This is a genomic window from Leptospira johnsonii (assembly GCF_003112675.1).
GTDB lineage: Bacteria > Spirochaetota > Leptospiria > Leptospirales > Leptospiraceae > Leptospira_B > Leptospira_B johnsonii.
This window is the reverse complement of sequence record NZ_BFAY01000011.1, coordinates 96,609-115,800: the sequence shown is the minus strand read 5'-3', so window position 1 is coordinate 115,800 and position 19,192 is coordinate 96,609. Positions and strand designations below refer to the sequence as shown.

The 19,192-nt window shown below is 40.1% G+C and carries 15 protein-coding genes; 10 read left to right on the top strand and 5 right to left on the bottom strand.

Going from position 1 to position 19,192, the window contains the following annotated elements; translation table 11 throughout:
• The first annotated feature begins 81 nt into the window (after positions 1 to 81).
• Positions 82 to 969 carry a M24 family metallopeptidase gene (locus LPTSP_RS09330; protein ID WP_108928530.1) on the top strand — a complete coding sequence of 296 codons (888 nt, stop codon included), beginning with the start codon at positions 82 to 84 and terminating at the stop codon, positions 967 to 969.
• Entirely contained in the window at positions 966 to 2,204 is a 1,239-nt protein-coding gene (locus LPTSP_RS09325) for an SMP-30/gluconolactonase/LRE family protein (protein ID WP_108928529.1), read from the top strand. Before LPTSP_RS09330 ends, LPTSP_RS09325 begins: the two co-directional genes overlap by 4 nt.
• Positions 2,205 to 2,298: 94 nt before the next feature.
• On the opposite strand, the gene LPTSP_RS09320 is transcribed toward LPTSP_RS09325, so the two are convergent.
• Positions 2,299 to 2,835 (bottom strand): hypothetical protein, encoded by a 537-nt coding sequence (locus LPTSP_RS09320; RefSeq protein WP_135354751.1) that lies wholly within the window; start codon positions 2,833 to 2,835, stop codon positions 2,299 to 2,301.
• An 81-nt stretch (positions 2,836 to 2,916) separates the two neighbouring features.
• Positions 2,917 to 4,971: a SpoIIE family protein phosphatase gene (locus LPTSP_RS09315; RefSeq protein WP_108929856.1), complete on the bottom strand. Its 2,055-nt coding sequence runs from the start codon at positions 4,969 to 4,971 to the stop codon at positions 2,917 to 2,919.
• A gap of 138 nt (positions 4,972 to 5,109) precedes the next feature.
• Between LPTSP_RS09315 and LPTSP_RS09310 the strand changes: the two genes are divergently transcribed.
• The 3 genes from LPTSP_RS09310 to LPTSP_RS09300 all read left to right on the top strand — a co-directional run bounded on the left by LPTSP_RS09310 (position 5,110) and on the right by LPTSP_RS09300 (position 10,491).
• Complete coding sequence (locus LPTSP_RS09310) at positions 5,110 to 6,969, top strand: PAS domain S-box protein (protein WP_108928527.1); 1,860 nt, start codon at positions 5,110 to 5,112, stop codon at positions 6,967 to 6,969.
• Positions 6,966 to 8,171, top strand: coding sequence for an EAL domain-containing response regulator (locus LPTSP_RS09305; protein ID WP_108928526.1), 1,206 nt, complete (start codon positions 6,966 to 6,968; stop codon positions 8,169 to 8,171). The genes LPTSP_RS09310 and LPTSP_RS09305 overlap by 4 nt, the downstream gene beginning before the upstream one ends.
• 100 nt (positions 8,172 to 8,271) lie before the next feature.
• Positions 8,272 to 10,491, top strand: coding sequence for a PAS domain S-box protein (locus LPTSP_RS09300; RefSeq protein WP_245915534.1), 2,220 nt, complete (start codon positions 8,272 to 8,274; stop codon positions 10,489 to 10,491).
• Here the strand turns inward: LPTSP_RS09300 and LPTSP_RS09295 are convergent.
• Genes LPTSP_RS09295 through LPTSP_RS09285 form a run of 3 tightly spaced genes read right to left on the bottom strand, consistent with a single transcriptional unit; the run spans position 10,466 to position 13,453 of the window.
• The gene (locus LPTSP_RS09295; RefSeq protein WP_108928525.1) at positions 10,466 to 11,188 is read right to left on the bottom strand and encodes a glycosyltransferase family 2 protein; all 723 of its coding nucleotides are present in this window, start codon (positions 11,186 to 11,188) and stop codon (positions 10,466 to 10,468) included. The two genes, LPTSP_RS09300 and LPTSP_RS09295, sit on opposite strands and share 26 nt — an antisense overlap.
• 5 nt (positions 11,189 to 11,193) lie before the next feature.
• A complete protein-coding gene (locus LPTSP_RS09290; RefSeq protein WP_108928524.1) occupies positions 11,194 to 12,558 on the bottom strand; it encodes a multiheme c-type cytochrome in 1,365 nt (454 codons plus the stop codon).
• A 10-nt stretch (positions 12,559 to 12,568) separates the two neighbouring features.
• A complete protein-coding gene (locus LPTSP_RS09285; RefSeq protein ID WP_108928523.1) occupies positions 12,569 to 13,453 on the bottom strand; it encodes a sulfurtransferase in 885 nt (294 codons plus the stop codon).
• A 136-nt stretch (positions 13,454 to 13,589) separates the two neighbouring features.
• Here LPTSP_RS09285 and LPTSP_RS09280 point away from each other — a divergent pair, with 136 nt between their 5' ends.
• The 5 genes from LPTSP_RS09280 (at position 13,590) to LPTSP_RS09260 (ending at position 19,179) form a co-directional block, all read left to right on the top strand.
• A complete protein-coding gene (locus LPTSP_RS09280) occupies positions 13,590 to 14,972 on the top strand; it encodes a hypothetical protein (protein WP_108928522.1) in 1,383 nt (460 codons plus the stop codon).
• Between the two features lie 128 nt (positions 14,973 to 15,100).
• Positions 15,101 to 15,685 carry a helix-turn-helix domain-containing protein gene (locus LPTSP_RS09275; RefSeq protein ID WP_108928521.1) on the top strand — a complete coding sequence of 195 codons (585 nt, stop codon included), beginning with the start codon at positions 15,101 to 15,103 and terminating at the stop codon, positions 15,683 to 15,685.
• Between the two features lie 93 nt (positions 15,686 to 15,778).
• Positions 15,779 to 16,873: a hypothetical protein gene (locus LPTSP_RS19255; protein WP_245915533.1), complete on the top strand. Its 1,095-nt coding sequence runs from the start codon at positions 15,779 to 15,781 to the stop codon at positions 16,871 to 16,873.
• A gap of 308 nt (positions 16,874 to 17,181) precedes the next feature.
• The gene (locus LPTSP_RS09265) at positions 17,182 to 18,729 is read left to right on the top strand and encodes a sulfurtransferase (RefSeq protein WP_108928520.1); all 1,548 of its coding nucleotides are present in this window, start codon (positions 17,182 to 17,184) and stop codon (positions 18,727 to 18,729) included.
• An 81-nt stretch (positions 18,730 to 18,810) separates the two neighbouring features.
• Positions 18,811 to 19,179, top strand: a complete 369-nt coding sequence (locus LPTSP_RS09260; protein ID WP_108928519.1) for a hypothetical protein — start codon at positions 18,811 to 18,813, stop codon at positions 19,177 to 19,179.
• The last annotated feature ends 13 nt before the right edge of the window (positions 19,180 to 19,192 follow it).

Here is a 19,192-nt window from a genome sequence, read left to right as displayed (position 1 = left end):
AATTTACCCAATACCGGAATCATTCAAGCAGAACTGTCCTCTCTCTGTTACTCTTCTCTTATCTTGACTTAGGGAAAGTATATGCCAATCGAAAGACAAAAAGGATTTTTATCCAAACTCTCCTCCAAAATTTCCAGATACAATTCCGGATCCATTCATACTCCTAACCCAGAAGAAAAGGCAGGATTTTTAAAAGCACAAAGATTGGCTTACCAATGTGTTACCGAAATAGAAAAGGAAATGCAAGAAGGTTGGACCGAGCTCCATGCAGTAAAACGAATGAACACATTCTTGAGAGATCACGGGGTTAAAGTATTCCTTCATCGTCCATTTGCTTGGTTCGGAGAACATGCAAGATTTGACGGATACAAAAGATTCACTCAATTCCATCCGAGCAAAAGAAGATTACAAGCAAACGAATCCTTTATCTTAGATGTGTCTCCCGTCGTGGACGGTTATATCGGGGACATTGGATATTCTTCTTCTTTAACTAAAAATACAGAGTTGGACAATGGGATGAGATATCTATTAAAACTCAGGGCCGAACTTCCTAAACTATTTTCCTCTTCCATGAGCTCTTCAGAGATCTGGCATAAGATAGACCAGGATTCTAAACAGAATGGATTTGATAATGTGCACTCTTTGTATCCGTTTGCAGTTCTAGGACATAGAGTATATAAAGTTCATTTGCCTAATATTTCTTTTCCTATATTGCCAATCAGTTTTGCAAGTTGGTTCAGTCTACAGGGATCTATCGAATTCCTAAGTCATAAGGTACTTCCAGAACTTTTGACTCCGGATCATGAAGGAGAGAAGACAGGGCTTTGGGCGATAGAACCACATTTAGGAAAGGGAAAAACCGGTTTTAAATTTGAAGAGATCCTTGTGGTGGAAAAAGATAAGGCATACTGGCTGGACGAAGAAGTTCCGCATGTAAAAAAATACGGGAAATTATTGGAAGCAGTATGAAATTAAATCATAAAATACTAATATTTATAGCTCTATTTTTCCTAATTGCTTGTAATCCTTCTGGAATTAAGATAGGAGAAGCATACAAATTGGGAGAAGTCCCTTCTTCTATTTTAGAAGTACAGGATAAACAGGATCCATTCTCAAATGATCTCAAAGTTGAGATGAAGGATCTTCCTGGCCACGACGATCTAGTTTTCGATCGTGCCAAAGGATTCGGATATGCGTCTGGAATGGACGGATGGATCTGGAGATTGAATTTAAGAACGGGAAAGGCGGAACAATGGGTGAAACCACCTGTCAATCCTGCAGGGATGCAATATTCAGATCATAGCAAGGATAAAATTCTAGTCTGTGCCTCCAGGCTTGGAGGAGAGGCCTATGAAGAAAAAAATAGAGTGGGGCTCTACGAAGTAGATATTGAAACTAAAAAGATAGATCCGATCATTTTAGATCTTCCTAAATTAGAAAAAGAAGAATTCGAAAAAGTGTATTCTTTTTCAGAGATGCCTAACTTTTCCCTTACAGATCTGAATTCTTCCAATTCAAGACCGTTCTCCTTATGTAATGATCTGGCAGTATCCGAGGATGGAAATCGTATCTATATCACCGAACCTTTTGAAAGAGTCGATGCGGCCATGGGAAGCGGCGCTGTTCCGGAAGCAATCGGACTTTATCCACATGGAAAGCTGTGGGTATTGGACAGGCAAAAAAACACAGTCTCACTTGCGTTAAGCGGCTTTACCTTTGTGGATGGAATTCTGATCGAAAAGAGTCCGGATGGAAAGGAAGAGTCTGTAGTATTTACGGAAACCACTAAGTTTAGGATCATCCGTGCCTTTCTCACAGGAAAGAACCAAGGAAGTTCGGAAGTATTATTCGAAAATCTTCCAGGCCTCGCGGATGGATTAGAGAGAGATAAAGACGGAAGGATCTGGACCGGGATCATCAAAAAAAGATCCGGGCTTGTCAATTTTATACATAAGAACCCTTGGCTTAAAAAGATAATCCTATCGTTGCCTCAGAAAATCCTGCCCATCTCTCATACTACTGGAATACTTGTGATTGATTCGAGTGCAAAAAAACCTCTTTATTATTCTATGCATGACGGTTCTAAGATTAAGGATATTTCAGTTTCGATCCCTTTTGAGGACAGAGTGTATTTTCCGTCCTTCGATAAAACTTCTAGGGGACTGTATTCCTTGCCTGTTTCTTCTTTTAAAATTAAGGAATAAGATTCGGGCGATTCCTCGCGATGCTCGGACCGGGCAGTAAATAGAAAAAATTAGTGAATTATATAAATGTATATTATGTTTATATAATTCTATTTTAGAACATAGGAGGAATGGTAAGTAAGATGCTACCTGCATCGGTCCCGGTTTGTATATCCGTTCCGGAACTGAGGGTAACAGTATGGCTCAAAGAACAGACTTGAGTAATTCCTCCTCCATCCCCGAATCCTACTAAATCCATAGAAATAGAATATTGATCTCCCGAAGTGAACGATATAGTGGCAGGAAGGCCTCCCGAGCCGTTGAGAGAACCTATATAGCCGGAACATCCATTTACTTCGAGATCGAAGGTGAATTCGTCTTGGTACCAGGAATCTGGTATATTACGGACCCTCGCTAAGTAAGAACCCGTACTTGGATCGGATGGAGTAGGTGCAACAAGTGTTAAACTGCTTGGAGAGATTTCTATGTAAGGTTTGCCGAAATGATTTGCTGCACCTAGAAGTAGTAATAGGGAACTGGCGTCCTCTTTTTGAGAAGGATCAAAGTTTTGCATGAGCAAAAGAACAGTCCCACAATTGAACTGTACTATAATACAAAATAGAACTAAGAGAGAATAAAATGACCGAGACATACCGGATTTTTCCATCTAATCCGAATATTGCGAAAAATAACGACGAAAAAATCGATTCGTCCTGGCACATTCACGAAAATTCTAATGAACTTCGACCGCTAGTAAAGTGACGTCATCTTGGAAACCTCTCGGACCCACAAAAATCTTAAGTTCCGAGATCAAATCTTCCGCTACTTCTTGGATACCTGTATTTCTGCTTAAAATGGATAGTACCCTGCTTTCTCCGAATTCCTTTTTTTCCTGATCGAACTCCTCGAAAATCCCATCCGAAAAGAAAAAGATCCTGTTCCCAGGAAGAAGGGGCACAGTCACATTTTTATACGTAGCTTCTTTTTTCAGACCTATGATCGGTCCTCTGGAATACAGATAATCCGCACCTTCCTGTTTTTGTTTTAAGACCTGAGGAGGATGCCCCGCCGAAGAGTAATACAGAACCTTATTGTTTAGATCTATATCAGCTAAAACCGCGGAAAAAATGATATTGATACTTCTGTATTTCTGGCAACAAGACGCATTTAATAATTCTAATATACGAGAAGGCTGGTCTTTGACGAATTTAATACTTTCGAACTCGGCCTTGATCGCCATTGTAAGAAGTGCAGCCTGAACTCCGTGGCCTGTCGCATCGACCAAGAACAAACGAAAATATCCTGGTTCCAGTTCGAAAATATCATAGTAGTCTCCTCCAATTTCCGACATAGGAAGATAATACGGATGGATAGACACATTCTTGCCGTTTAGATTGAGAGTAGGTAAGGTCTTCTGCTGTAACTTTTTAGCGAGAGAAAGATCTCCTCTTAAAAGTTTCAAAGACTCGTTTAAATTTTCAGTTCTTTCTACTACGATCTGCTCGAGGTTTATATTTAGTTTTTTGAGTTCTTCTCCCAGATCTTCTGCAAGTACGAAACCTTTAGAAAATCTGGACGCTAGTAATACACATTGGGAAAGGACAAGTGCCAGGACGCCGTAGGGAACTAAGTAAAAAGAATCTATAAATTTATTCAGATATAGAATATCGTTCGCTACTGTGATCAGATTTACTACCAGACTGAAAAAGCAAATTCTGGCCCCTTCTACTCCTTTTGCAGACATGAATGCCAATCTGAAAAATAGGTAAGTTAAAATTCCTAACATCATTATTTCCAAAGAATTGATGAAGAAGGACATAGTATAAAATTTTGTAGGAAAGAAAGCCGCAAAGAAAACAAGAGGAATACTTAAATAAAATATAATATTGAATACTTTGTCCTTTTTGAAATGCTCCTTGAATACGGATTGGACATATAATATTGTCCCTGGCAAAAGTAAAAATAAGAATAGGATCTCTCCTCTTACCGAGAACTCGTAGTTCTGAAAAAGAGGAAATACATTATAAAAGATCCTTTCTCCGTAAAAAGAGACTCTAAGCGCGATACACAAGCAGAGCACTGCAAAGAATAAGGCGGAAGCGTCCCTTCTTCTCATTAAATAGAACGTAAAATGATATAAAGACATCACGAACAAGGTCCCGAATGTGATGGAATCCAACATGGTTGCTCTTAAAGAAACCTGTTGTATATCAGAAGTGTTTCCTAATTGGATCGGATTCCAGATCCCGGCTCCGTTGGAGTATTTATAATTCGAAACGTGGATAAGGATCTCTAATTCAGGTTTGTCGGAGATAAAACTAAAAACCCCAGGTTTGTAACCTGGAGAATATTCAGATTCTTCTTTCCCTACGTTTCCAGCTCTGGAAATCTCTTTTCCATTTACAAACAATGTATACGAAGAGCTAATAGAAGAGATCTTAAGACTAAGTTGAGTATTTGCTTCGGGCAATAATACTTTTGCCCTATAACTTGCGTAACCGTGGCTGGGATACTTATGAGTGACGTTACGTCCTTTGTCCCATTTTGCAGGTACCTTTATATAAGAAGGGATTGCTTGCTCTTTAGATTTGGTGTCGGAAAGAAGCTCATTCCAATAAAATTCCCAGTCTCCATCTAGATGGATATTGCCGTCCGTTTGGAAATTCCATTGCCTTAGATCCAAGATCCCTTTTACAACTTTTGGGTTTTCCTTTCCAGGTTGGCAGCCTAAAAAAATGAAGAATAGTATAGATCCTAAGAACCATTGCGGTATTCTATTCTTGCCCAAAATCCGGATCTTCCTGCTAAGAAATTTCATTAGGCTTATGCTCTATATGGATTTCTGATAGCTAAAAATATTCAGATCGGATTTTTTTTAGGAAGAGAAACGCGGGTTAAACGCTTTGTTTTTTTCGTCCAATGCCTGATGCGGTTCAATATTTTAATTATAGAAGATAGGGAAGAAGAATACAAGTGGATCCGGACCCTATTGGGAGGTATCGAATCCTTTACTCCCAACTGCACTAGAGCCTTGGATTTTCAAGAGGCTTTAGATAAGACCAAGACAGAGTTCTTTGACGTTATACTATTCCAATATAATCCTCAAAAAAGTTTAGAGGTTCTGGAGAAGTCCCAGATCCGTCTTCCTCTGATCGCCATTGCTGAAAATCCTGAAAATAAAGAAGTTCTTAAAAATTCTAAGATCGTCCTCGCAGATCTTTTGCTTAAAGAAAACGTGAGTTCAGATCTTCTAGATCGTTCTTTACGTCTCGTGTTGCAAGCTAGGATGACGGAAGAGAATCTAAATCTTCTCAAGATAGGGATTGAAAGATCCAAAGATATTTTTCTGATCACGGAAGCTTCTCCTATAGATGATCCCGGCCCTAGGATAGTATATGTTAACGGAGCTTTTGAAAGGCTGACAGGTTATAAAAGAGAAGAAGTATTAGGAAAAACTCCTAGGATCCTGCAAGGCCCTAAAACGGATAGAGTTGTACTGGATCGTATCCGAAAGGCGATCTCGGAAGCAAAGCCATGTTTCGAAGAGATCATCAATTACGATAAGGACGGAAAAGAATATTGGATTGAGATGGATATCTTTCCTATCGTGAACGAGCAAGGTATTGTTACTCATTTGATGGGAATTGAAAGAGATATTACCGAAAGACGAAATTCTGAAGAAAGGATCAGGCATTCGCAAAAGATGGAAGCAGTGGGACAGCTTGCAGGAGGAATGGCCCATGACTTTAATAATTTATTAAATGTAATATTAGCAAATCTGGATCTTCTCGAAATGAAGTTGAAAGATTCTGAAGATCTGATGAAAAGGGTCAGGTCTGCACAAGACGCCATACAAAGAGGGGTCGAGATTAATAAAAGACTTCTTGCTTTTTCCAGAAAGCAGGCTTTGAATCCAGAAGCATGTGACGTAAACCGGGTATTGAGGGACTTTGTTCCCATTTTGGATCGTATCCGGACCGAAAAAATAGAAATAGAATACGAGATCGCCGACGAGAAGGCGGTTTGCGACATAGAAAAGACCGGACTCGAGAATGCTATTCTCAATCTTGCGTTGAATGCAAGAGATGCTATGCCGGACGGTGGTAAAATATTTATTTCTACGGGATTTGTCCGAAATGGGGACTCAAAAGGCCCTAAAATTTCAGGATTGGATGAAAAAGATTACTTTCTGGTCTCCGTTACCGACACAGGGACAGGAATGGACGATATTACTAAGGCTCGTATTTTTGATCCTTTTTTTTCGACCAAGGGCGGAGGAAAGGGAACAGGTTTGGGATTGACCATGGTTTACGGTTTTGTAAAACAATCGAACGGTTTTTTAAAAGTGATCACAGCACCTGAATATGGTTCAAGTTTTCTAATATTCTTGCCGGTGCATGAACAGGACAAAAGTGAAGAAGTTCTCACGACCAAAAAGAAAACTTTGGTCATGGAAGAAAATCGAGAAACTGCTGAATTGGCCTGTGTATATTTAAGAGAACTGGGTTACGAGCCACATGTGAGTTCGGATATGAAACGATTGGCAAAATTTTTCTCAGGTGATCCAGAAATTTCTTTCGTGTTGTTGGATCTCCAACTTGCGAATTCTAAGGGGATAGATCTAAAAAAAGAACTGGAAAGATTCGGTTCAGGAAAAATAATCGCTACCTCTTCGAGCCGGAGAGAAAGTTTAGAACTTCCGAATACTATTCCTCTGGTTCGAAAACCTTATACAAAAACCTCATTGAAAGAAGCAGTTCGCAATATCGGAGAAATTCTTCCATGACGGATACAAGAAATTCTAAAAAACTTCTGATCCTGGACGACGAAGAAGAGATCGCAAAGATCTTGGGAGAGATTGCAGTAGATTGCGGCTTTGTAGTTTCCTTAACTCATACTGCTCCAGATTTTCTAGATAAGTTGGATCCAAGTTTCGATTGTGTGATCTTAGATCTGATGATCCCCGGGATGGATGGAGTAGACGTTATCCGCTTTTTGTCCGAGAAGGATGTTCATCCTGACGTGATCTTGATCTCAGGTGCGGACAGAAGAACACTTCATAGTGCGGAAACATTAGCCGGAGAATACGGACTACATATCGCAGCGGTTATGGAAAAACCCATCCGAGTTTCAGATATCCGAAATACGTTGTCTGCGATTATCGAGAAAGAGAGCGATATTTCTTCCCGCACCAAGACAGGAGGAAAAGGAGCGTCCGGTCCTACATTCGAAAAGGAAGAAGTTTTAGACGCAGTTCGTTCCGATCAGTTTATATTATTTTATCAACCTAAGTTCGATCTAAAAACCGGAAGGGTAGAAGGTTTCGAGGCCTTGGTGAGGTGGAACCATCCTAAATTGGGATTAGTATTCCCAGATTCCTTTTTACCATTGATGGAAAAAGAGACCCTTATCTTAAATCTGATGACTGAAAAGATCATCGATCTCGCATTGGATGAAAAAAGGATCTGGCATGCAAACGGCCGAAGGCTTCGTGTGGCGGTTAACGTTTCTCCTGTGACTTTGACTGAACTTGATTTTCCGGAAAGAATACTCTCTAAGATCAAGAACAAAGGTATTCCCCAAAGCCAATTCCAAATGGAGATCACGGAAACAGGCTTTTTAGAGAACATTCGTTTTACTCAGGACATTTTGACCAGGCTTAGGATCCGAGGGATCGGTCTTTCTATCGACGATTTCGGTACGGGATATTCTTCCCTGAAACAATTGCATAGATTTCCTTTTACTGAATTGAAGATAGACAAATCATTCGTTATGGATTCCCCAAGGGATAGGGAATCTTTGTTTATTTGTCAGGCTTCTATAGATTTAGGGCATAAATTAGGAATGAATGTCGTCGCCGAAGGGATAGAGACTGCAGAAGTGGAAAGATTAATGAAAGAAGCCGGTTGCGATGTGGGGCAAGGTTACTATTATTCCAGACCAATCCATCCTGAAAAAATCCCAGAAATTCTTTCCAAATTCGGTTAACAATAATACCCTTGGCAGAATGTCCTCGGGGAAGAGTAACAAATTATCGGAACAAGGCCTTCCGGGGAAGACTCCCGAAACAAATCAAGAAACAAACTTGGTGTTTGATCATATACCTGACGCATTTATCTTTGCGGACCTCGAATGGAACCTAACGTATGTGAACAAGAAAGCGGAAGAAGTCATACGCAGGCCGAAAGAAAGCCTGATTGGTAAAAATTTACTTACAGATTTTCCTAGACTATTAGGGACTGACTTCGAGGCTCAATACAAAAAGGCAAAAGAAACCGGAGAATCCCGTGTATTCGAAGCTTTCTTCGAACCATTCAATTCATGGATAGAAGTTAGGATCTATCCGAGACCGGACGGATTTCTAGTTTATTATCTGGATATTACGCAAAGGAAAAAAAAAGAAATCTCCTGGGCAATCGGCGAAAGTCTACTTTGGGACATTTCCACCTCCGATACTCTAATTTCCGCATTCGACAAAGTACTCAAAACATTAATTAAAAATACTGCATGGACTTACGGGCAGATCTGGAGATCCAAAGACAATGCAGTCTATATCAACGAAGAAGATCCTTATGTTTACGATTCTGACCTTCAACTCGTATTTCGAAAAGAATCTATAAACAAATTTTTTAGCATCAAAGAAGGGATACTAAAGAAGGTCAGTGAATCGGGAGAATTATACTTTATTCCGGACTTAGCAGCCGACACAGAATTAAAAAGAAGGGATGCAGCATTAGCCTCAGGTTTTCGCTCGTGGTTGGGGATCCCCATACTTTCTCATGGAAGATTTTATGAAATAGAACTTCTATCCGAAAGAGTTTTGAATGCTGAAGAAGCATATCTGGATCTATTAGGGGTCGTTTCTAAAAGATTCGCGGAAATAGTAAGTAGAAGGGTAGCCGACGAGGAAAGAAAGGCGCTGATCGAACTTTCTTCCGAGATCATTCTGAGTGTGGATTCCGACTATGTGATCCGAAGAACGAACTCTGCTTTTCAGAGGATTTTAGGTTACGAAAGAAAAGATATTAAAAACAAGAATTTGTTGGAATTCCTACATCCTGATGATGTAGAATTCACCAAACAAAAAGTCTCCTCAGGATCCAAAGAAGGATTCGAAAATCGTTATATAACGAAAGAAGGAAAGATCTGCCATATGAGTTGGAATACTGTCCGCCTTCCTGACTCGGAAACGATCTTCTGTATCGGCAGGGATATAACAGAAGAAAAAGAATGGAACGATTCTCTTCGACAATTCCAAAAAATGGAAGCGGTAGGCCAACTTGCGGGAGGAATGGCCCACGATTTTAATAACCTTCTGAATATCATTTTAGCTAATTTGGACCTTTTGGAATTAAACCTAAGAGAGACCCCAGAGCTATTAAAAAGGGTATTCTCCGCCCAAGAAGCAGTTAGAAGAGGGGCCGAACTCAATAGAAGATTATTGGCGTTCTCACGTAAACAGGCATTAAATCCGGAACAAGCAGATGTAAGTCATGTAATCTCGGACTTTGCCGACATACTCACTCGTATAAGAAACGATATAGTCAGTATAGAATTCTGTTTCGAAGATTTTCCTTTAATCTGCTCTTTCGAGAAAAATGGTTTGGAAAATGCTCTTCTAAATCTTTGTTTGAATTCAAGAGATGCGATGCCTCATGGCGGGAGAATTTTAGTAAGCACAGGGTTTTCTCCAGCCGGAAAAGAACATAGATCCATGATCCCCGGATTTGTGGATATGGAAGATGCATGTATCATTTCCGTTCGAGATGAAGGTAACGGAATGGATGCATGCGTATTGGAAAGATTATTCGAACCATTCTTTACCACAAAAGAGTCCGGAAAAGGAACCGGTCTAGGCATGCCAATGGTTTATGGATTTGTAAAACAGTCCAACGGGATGGTGCATGTACATAGTGAAATTGGTAAGGGAACCTGTGTGGAAATTTTTCTTCCATTGAGCAGAAATCCGGAGATTATTAGTGAGAATCGAAATGAAAAAGTCCTGGTATTAGAAAGAAACTTAAAAGGGCAGACTTACTTAATCGCCTTGTTGAAAAGATTAGGATTCGATATATTTCCTGCTTACGATCTCCAGGAAGCAAAAACTGTTTTAGAAAATTATCCTGAAATGTACGCAATCTTTGCGGAAGAGGAAATCCTATCCGAAAATTCGGACTGGGAGCAATTAAAGAATAAAGACAGGATCATTATAACTTCAGAGTGGAATTCCAAAACGGACCTTGGACCTTCTTTGAAAATTTTGAGGCGGCCCTATACCTGGACTAAGTTGAAAAAAATGTTAACTTAAAGAAAATATAAAGTATTTTCGTACCTGCCTTCAGACTTCCGATCAAATTACCGCTGATCTTGGATTTTCCGCCTTTTCTTTTTTCATAATGCACCGGGACTTCTTGGATCTTAAATTTCTTTCGAATCGCTTTTATCTGCATTTCAAGATTCCATCCCCAAGTAGGATCTTGTAGGTTCAAATCCAGCAGGGATTTCCATCTTAGAATACGAAATGGTCCCAGATCGGTGAATTTTACTCCGTAAAAAGTTCGGATCAAAAAACAAGAAAGCCAATTGCCGAACTTTTGCAAAAAAGACAAAGAACCAGGCTCTGCATTTCCTAAAGTCCTTGAGCCTATCACAAAATCTGTATTCGGATCTTGGGAGAACGCGGAGAATAAGTCTTTCAGATTTCTGAGATCGTCTGAACCATCCGCATCCATGAATACAATAAAGTCGGGAGAAATTTTTCTTTCCAGGAGATAGCGAATGCCTGCTAAGCATGCTGCTCCATAGCCTCTTTTTGGTTCTTGGACTAATATGACTCCAGTATCGATTGCAATCTGTGGAGTAGAATCTTTGGACCCATTGTCCAAGATCAAAACTTGCTCAGGCAAAATCCCGGATCCAAAGAGAGACTCCAGGACTTTGGGCAAGGCTTCTTCTTCGTTTAGGGCAGGGATCAAAAATTTAGAATTTGCCCAGGGAGCTAACAAAAGGTTTATTCTCCTCGTCTGTTCTTAGAGATCCTGAAAAGTTCCTCAGGAGAATAGATCCTGTTTTTTCCGGAATTTAGATCTATCTCTTCTTTATGAATTAAGCTGGAAAAAGGATAATGATTTTCTATTTCCGAGATCTTTTTGCGAAGTTGATCGGAGGTAATATTCTCGCTATTCTTTCTCATATGTTCCGCATTGGATTCTTTCAGACGAGTATGATACATTTCGAATACGATTTTAGAATGACTTTTTTCGATCCCCGTAAATAGATCCTTCCAAACTTTGGTTTCTCCAGGAAGAATACGCGTATCTGCAACTAGCCTCGCCTTAGGATACCATTCCCATTCTTGTCCGAATTTGATCTCTTTGGTTGCCAGAGATTTACCTTTGGGATCCAATATGGAAATTTTCAGAAGTATAAATCTTTCGGGATCTCCCGTCGGAATATTATGAGCCGCCTTTTCATTCGTAAGAGAAACTGAATATTCTAGGTCATTCCCTTTCGTTTTCCATTGAATAGGTTCTACCTTTAATCCGGTTTTATATCCTCCAGGGATTTGTTTTTCATAAAGTTCGAATTTTTTCGGAACCCCTCCTCCAATAAAGGAATGTTTATGAGAAGTTCGGATCGGAGTGTTTAGTTCCGGTTTGACTAACTTTCGTTGTAATTCTCCCATATGGCAGGAACCGCAGGCCAACTTTCCGTGGGAGTTCCCCTTTTGTTCTAACTCGATTCCTGTTTTGAAAGCACATACCAATTGGTCGTCCAAAACGTAATTTGCGTTATGACAATCTAAACATCTATTCCTCAATTTATCCGGAATAATTTTCACAGGATGAGGAGGTTTTGTTTTTCCATTCGCTCCTAGAACGTAGGAATTCCCATTTTCGTCCAAGCGAACATGGCATACCGCACAGGTAACCGCCTCAGCTTTCATCTTAGGATCGAAGTTAGGATTTGGTTCTTCTATAGGAGTTCTATAATCTCCGTTATTTAGATAGTTGACCAGAGTTTCTCTTTGGTTGGCAACAGGGGTATGGCAGTTCAAACAAAGCCAGCGCGGAGAAGAAGACTTAGAAAGTTCAGACTGGAATTGAAGGTCGGAAAGCGCGTTTGCGTGAGTGGACGTTTTCCATTCTGCATAAATTTCAACGTGGCATTTGCCGCAATTCTCTGCTCGAACTTCTCCCACTCCTGCAAGAGGAGGAAGGACAGGTAAAGGTTTGGACCAAGGAGCCTGGGAAAACACCTCTTCCACAGGGATTGGTTTATCTTTAGGTTTTGTAAAAATACAATAGAATAAACTAGCGGCCAACGATAAAAATAGGACCGAGAGAAGGAAACTTCTTCTTTTATTTAAGAACATTATAAAAACTTTATCTAGTTACCAATGGATAATGTTGGTAACCTTTAGAAGACCATTCCCACATGGATCCCGCATAGTTTTTTGCATTATAACCCACAGAGACCAAAACGGATGTCATCCAACCTGATCTGACTCCTCCAGTGCAATAAGAGACTACCGTCTTATCTTTGGAAATCCCTAATTCATATAATTTAGCTACAATCTTGGACTCGCTTAATAAATATCCATCTTTATCCAGAAATTGTCTATAATAGATCCATTTAGCTCCAGGAAGATGTCCTCCTCTGGATTCTCCGTACGGAGTCTGTCCCAAAAATTCCCTTTCTTCTCTAGTGTCTATGAACGCGAATTTTTTATCCGAGAGTTCGGATTGGACCAATTTGGAATCTGCGGACCAATTTTTATTCTCCAAAGCGGAAGCGTTTATTTTAGAAAGTATTTCCGGGCGGATCGGGATTGGGGAATTAGAAGCCTTATGCAGAGCGTTAATCCCTCCGTCTACTACAAAAGATTTAGAAAAACCTAATGTACGCAAGGACCATACGATCCTACCTTCTTCTCCCCATCCTCCTATTGGATCTCCGAATACCAATACGATCTTATTGGCTTCCAAACCTTTTTTACGTAGGAGTTCCTTCGCGTCCGAAGTCTGCATTAAATTTCCTTGGTTGGGAAATTCTTTTTGAGAGATCTCCTGCCAACCCAAGGGAACCGACTTGCAGAATGTGGATATTTTGATCCCATCTCTTGCATCCACAAAGATAGCGCCTTGCCCATGTAAATACAATGCTTCCGGCGCACTGATGAACCATCCTCTGACTCCGGAAAGTTTTTCGGAGGCAAAGAGTGAGGACGAAATTAGAAAAACTACGGCAAAGGAGAGGATACGTTTCATTAGTGCTAACTTGGGTGGTCATTTAAAATTCGTCAATAAGTAATACTAAAATTCTTATATAACAGAATATTTTTAATATTACAGACGGACGGTCGCGATTTTTACTGGTTTTTAATGGCGGTAAGGGAAATTGACTTTGGAATTCGAAAAGGATAAAGAAAGAAGAAGCCTTATTCTAAATCGGACAAACTTGGTTTGGATCCTTGCGGCCTTATCTTATCTATGCATTTTTCTCTTTTGGGAAGGTAAGAACTGGGAAAGAAGTTTAAGCGGAAGTTTGTATATCTTTGGATTTTGCGGATTAAGTGCTGTTTATGGATTTTTATTTTTTTCTAAAACTTTCGAAACTTCCGGAAAACTGAGTTTTGTTTTAGGACTTTTACTTAGAATTTTTTTGGTCTTTTCTACACCTATCTTCGAAGATGATTGGGCACGTTATCTTTGGGATGGATGGATCAGCTCAGAAAAAGGAAGTCCTTATGGGATCACTCCTGAATCTTTTTTTGGGGAATTAGATCCGACCAGAACGGAAATACTTTCCAGGATCAATCATCCAGACTGGCCCACTATCTATGGTCCAGCGCTCGAGATCTATTTTTATCTCATCCATCTTCTATTTCCTTGGAAGCTTTGGGCTCTCAAACTTTTTCTTTTGGTTCCTGACATCCTTCTCTTCTTTTTGATTAGGACTAAATATGGGGTTCGTTCCTCTGCTTTATATTTTTGGAATCCAATTCTTATCAAAGAAGTCTTTCTGAACGCTCATCCGGATATTATAGGGATATTTCTTTTATTCTATTCTTTTTATTTGGCGGAGAAGTATAGGTTTCGTTTAAGTTTTTTTATATGGGGACTCAGCCTTGCTGTAAAAGGATTCGGAGTTTTACTTTTTCCTTTTTTATTGAAGTTGTATTGGAGCAAAACCCCTAATTGGAAAAAAGCAGGGATAGTTGCCGCGATTTCCATTTTGGGGATAGTCTTGGCATATTCTCCTTTTCTATTTTTTTCACAAGAGACGGACTTTACTGCTCTGAGTAGATTTATAGGAAGTTTTACATTCTTTCCTTTGGGTTATAATATCCTTCATACTATATTTGGAGAATTCGCTCGGGCATTTTGGACTTTTCCTGCGATAGTAAGTATATTATTCTTTTTGAATAAAAAATATTCTTCTCACCTGGCAGAAGAAGAGAAGATCGGAATTACATTCTTCTTATTCTTCTACTTCTCCCCTGTAGTAAATGCATGGTATCTACTTTGGATGTTTCCGTTTTTGCTCAGGATCCCCGGAACATTTTGGCCTTCTTGGGTGCTTTTGTTCTTAGGCCAGGTCTCTTATTTGAACTACGCGAACACGGGAGATTGGAAATCCGTATTAGAAAAAGGTTATTATGCGCATCCGGATCTGCTTTTGATCTCGATCAGTTGTGTCTTCTTACCCATTCTTCTTGCCTGGTTAAGAGTCCGATTTTCTGCAAAAATCACTGATTCTCTCGAAAAACCCTCTCATTTGAGCTAAATCGGATTTTTTTCTCCTTTGAAAGAATTTTGGTTGTTATTTTGGATACTATTTCCAATAAGTTGGATAAAATCTTATTATAACTGCTCGGAATAAACGCAATTCCGATCTAGTGGGGAGAACCGAGTATGCCAACGATCGATCCGATTGAAAGAGGTTTGATCCAATCTATTGGGACCTTGGTTCGGAAGAGAAGACAAGAGTTAGGTCTTTCTCTTGGGAAACTTGCAGAATTATCTCAGGTAAGTCGAGGAATGTTAAGCCTCGTGGAATCCGGAAAGGCGGCGCCTTCTATCGCTTTATTATGGAAAATTTCTAAGGCGATCCGTTTGCCTTTATCCAGCCTCATGGAATTTTCTAAGGAAGAATTTCCTAAAATATACAGGAAAGAAGACTCCAGTGAAAATTTAGTAGAAGAGAACCAGTACGTGATCCGTCCTCTTCTTCACGAAGAAACTAGATTTCAAACTAGATTGTTCGAGATTCGACTTCTTCCGGGAGTCGCTAAAACCTTTATTACAAAAGTACAATCCAAACAAAGACAAAATTTGTTCCTACAGTCAGGCGCGCTTCGTTTGAAAGTGGGAGGCAAATGGTTCGATTTGCAAGAAGGAGACAGTATGACCTTTTTAGGAAAGGACCTGCAAGAACTTGCAAATTTAGGGGAGAAGGACTCCTATTTGATCTGGTCCTCTTCTCTTTCCGATGATTGAAATAGATCTCTGCTCACGTTTTGTTAATTGCAATTCTTAAGGGGGCTTAGAGTATAATCCGGACTTTTCATTTTGAGAAAGTCTCTTGGTTAGATGAAAGTCCTCAATAGCATCCTGGAAATTTTTTCCAAACGAAAAAAACTGATCGTGTCCGTACTGATCGGATTTGTTTCTATTTTTTTCTTAAAGGAAGCCTCTTACTTTTTATACAAATCCTCTCCAGAATCTCAGGTAATCAATTCAGGATTTTATTATCTTTCCAAGTCGGATCTTTCTAAAGAATACGATTCCGATTCTTTTCTGTTTCCTTATCATCTAAAGATCCTCAAGATAGATCTTTCTCCGGAAGGATTCAAAAGGTATTGTAAGTTTTTATTATATATCATTTCTGCGATCCTCATTGCTTACGCTTCCTGTTTTAGAGGCTACTTTACAGGGATCTTTCTAGGTTTTTTCTTACTTCTTTCTCCTGTTTATCTCATCCAAAACAATTGGATCGGTTTTGCAGACCATCTCACATTTTTCTGGTCTGTATTATTGATTTTATTTTTAGATCTGAGAGATCGTGACAAAGGTAAGAAGATCTATTTGTACGTTCTATTCTTACTTTTCGTTTTGGGATCTTGGACCCATTTTTATCAGTTTATTGCGATTTCCTTTTTCGTCTTGTTTTTGAATTTCTGGGAGAAGAAAGAGATCGATCGTGAGATATTAAAGATCTTTCTACTAGGGATAGTTGTAGGGAGAGTTTCTTCCTTTCTAGTTTTCTATCTAAATGGAATCGAATGGAATGAAAGAAGATTGGATACCGCCCAGTCCTTAGGTTTTGCGCGCTGGTATTCTATGCATACGAAACATATTCTTCTTACCTTAGTTTCTTTCTGGAACGGTTTGCTGTTTCTCTTTTTGGAGAATTTAGCACGTAGAAAGATCTCGATCTTGCTCGTGTGTTTTGGGGCCTTCTTCATTACATTCTTTACTGCAGACACCACAAGAGTGTTTTCTCACTTATTCTATCCGGCTTGGATCTCTCTTTGGTTGATCCGTTCTCAAATAGGATTTTCTAACCGGGAAAAATGGATCCTGGGCTCCGGATTGGTCCTGGCAGCGATCTATCTTTTGGCTTTTGACCCTTTTTATAAATGGGGAGGGGACCTGATCTACTTAGGACCCCGTATTTCCTTTTGAAGCGGAATCACTTTATAAAAAGGTAATTTCTAATTTTTGAATATTCTGCTTTAGCGGAAGATAACGTTGCATCGGGTTACAGAAACCCTTTTTTCCGGCCACTTTGTTCCCTATTTTTTAGAGTTTATTCCGTTTTGTTCAAAAAATTGATCCTTTATTATAATATATTGTCCAATTAATTAGATATTATGTTCGTTATATTGAAATAATCTTGGTAAAAACGACGCCTTATCTCGACTTTGTGCTTAGAGTCCGCAGTGGAATAAACATGAGGGAACCCCGACCGGACCAGCATTTAGGAGAACAAAATGAAAAATACGCTCATTTATTCGAGCCTCCTGGCAATTGCGCTGGGATTACTCGGGAATTGTGGAGAAGGATCGTCTGACAGTTCCGCACTTGCATTAGCTGCAATCGGCGGAGGAGCATCAGGTGTAAAAGTTGCGAGCGCTTCCGATCTAGCGATAGAATCTGCTGCCGATTATAACGAGAATCAATACGGTCTGATCACTGCGGCTACTCTAAGAAGTTGGGTAAGCGATTGGGCAAATAATAAGCCTGCTAGCGTTACTGGAAATTTGGTGATCTTCCAAGCAAACAAAGTGGGAGCGGATGCAAATAAAAGTTTGATCCTTCCTACAACTGGAGTAAAAGTTTTTGTCTCCGTTGCGGGAAACAACACTGCACTTTATTCTTGGAAAACTTTTAGAGAGACCAGATACAACGGTTTGATCTCTATTCCTGGTGGTACTGCAACCACAGGTGGAAACGGACTTATCAGCGGAGCTAGCATTGACGAATGGTTCCAAACTTACGGAGTAGATCCTACTAAAGATCTGATCGTATTTGCAAGCGGTAACGGAGACAACTACGGATCCATCGGTCACCAGCATTATTCTTTAAGATATTGGGGTGTGGCTCACGAACATCTTGCTATCCTGAACGGAACTATCAAAGGTCAATTCCCTGAAGCAGAATTGGGTAATGACACTGACGAGTCTGTTCCTCCTTTGAACGGAACGTTCTCTGTTAAACAATTAAAGAATGTAGATAATAGGATCTTAACATTAAGTATCGAAGATACGATCGAAGTTGCTAAGAACAACGGACATCATAGTGTGAAAGGACTTTCTTCTACCGTTCTGATCTCCGATAACAGAACTGCAAACAGTAACAACGATATCAGCGTCTATACTTCCTCTGCCGGATGGCAGGAATATAATGGTGGAGAGAACACTACCGGAACCACTAAGTCCGGAGGTGGAGCAGTCGCTTTCGAAGGTCACTTGAAAGGTGCTGTTTTCGTTCCGCATTACAATCTTGTGGATCGTTCTTCTTTAGATAACGCTTACGCTTATACTACTTCCGCTGTTGGTACTTTCAACACTCTGAAGTTCAAATCTAAAGCGGACGTCCAGGATATATGGGACACTTATGGAACAACTGGCGGACCTAACGCAGGTGCTCCTGCATACGAAGAAGGACAAACCATTCTTCAATACTGCAGAACTAATACCAGAACTCAAACGAGCGGTATTTCCACCCTATTGATCTTGGGACGTCCTTCGGTGTTCTTGGAAGACGGATGGAGTATCTTCGGATTCTTGTCTGGAAGTTTCCCATCCGGCAATTTCAACGACGACGTAACTGCGGGAGCTTCTTCTTATCCTTCCGTTCCGGTTAAGTTTGCCGCCGACGTTCAAGGTGCGATCGAGTCCGGCGCAAGAGGATCCGGTCTAGGAGCTCACTATAATACAGGTGTGAAAAAATCCACTGTGGATTATTTCCAAATTAACTCTTCGGCTACTACTACCAAAGCAGCCTTTGTAGAAGACTGGAATTACAAGAACCAATAAATCGAGTCACATAAACTGGGCGGGGTATACCCGCCCTTTTCTATTCTGTAACATAATATAAAAAGAGGGAGTTACTGCTTTATGAAAACTTTATATATCTACGCGCTGATCTGCGCATTGATCTTCTCTTCTTTTCAAGGGATTTTTGCTTCCGGAGGATTCGGGGGCGGCGGAGTGGCCGGACAGGCTCTTCGAGGTAAGGAAAGGGAAAAATTCAATCTAGGCAAGGCAATCTATAATGCAGAGGTCGCCTTAGACGCCAAAAAAGAAGATCTAGTTAAATCCCAGAAAAATCGTTTGGAATATCTGCAAGGCTCCTTGCCCAACTCCGAAAAAGGAAGGGTAAATTTGGAGGATTTGGCAGGCAAATTATCCGAAGAACAGATTTCCGCTTTGGAATTTTTCATAAGTATCCGCTTCAACGTGAAGTTGGAGGATAAAAAGGATTAATCAGGGAATCATT

Coding starts and splice junctions, on each gene's coding strand:
- LPTSP_RS09285 (WP_108928523.1), bottom strand. CDS start 13,453: ATGAAACGTATCCTCTCCTTTGCCGTAGTTTTTCTAATTTCGTCCTCA.
- LPTSP_RS19255 (WP_245915533.1), top strand. CDS start 15,779: ATGAAAGTCCTCAATAGCATCCTGGAAATTTTTTCCAAACGAAAAAAA.
- LPTSP_RS09275 (WP_108928521.1), top strand. CDS start 15,101: ATGCCAACGATCGATCCGATTGAAAGAGGTTTGATCCAATCTATTGGG.
- LPTSP_RS09325 (WP_108928529.1), top strand. CDS start 966: ATGAAATTAAATCATAAAATACTAATATTTATAGCTCTATTTTTCCTA.
- LPTSP_RS09305 (WP_108928526.1), top strand. CDS start 6,966: ATGACGGATACAAGAAATTCTAAAAAACTTCTGATCCTGGACGACGAA.
- LPTSP_RS09320 (WP_135354751.1), bottom strand. CDS start 2,835: ATGTCTCGGTCATTTTATTCTCTCTTAGTTCTATTTTGTATTATAGTA.
- LPTSP_RS09260 (WP_108928519.1), top strand. CDS start 18,811: ATGAAAACTTTATATATCTACGCGCTGATCTGCGCATTGATCTTCTCT.
- LPTSP_RS09265 (WP_108928520.1), top strand. CDS start 17,182: ATGAAAAATACGCTCATTTATTCGAGCCTCCTGGCAATTGCGCTGGGA.
- LPTSP_RS09310 (WP_108928527.1), top strand. CDS start 5,110: ATGCGGTTCAATATTTTAATTATAGAAGATAGGGAAGAAGAATACAAG.
- LPTSP_RS09290 (WP_108928524.1), bottom strand. CDS start 12,558: ATGTTCTTAAATAAAAGAAGAAGTTTCCTTCTCTCGGTCCTATTTTTA.
- LPTSP_RS09330 (WP_108928530.1), top strand. CDS start 82: ATGCCAATCGAAAGACAAAAAGGATTTTTATCCAAACTCTCCTCCAAA.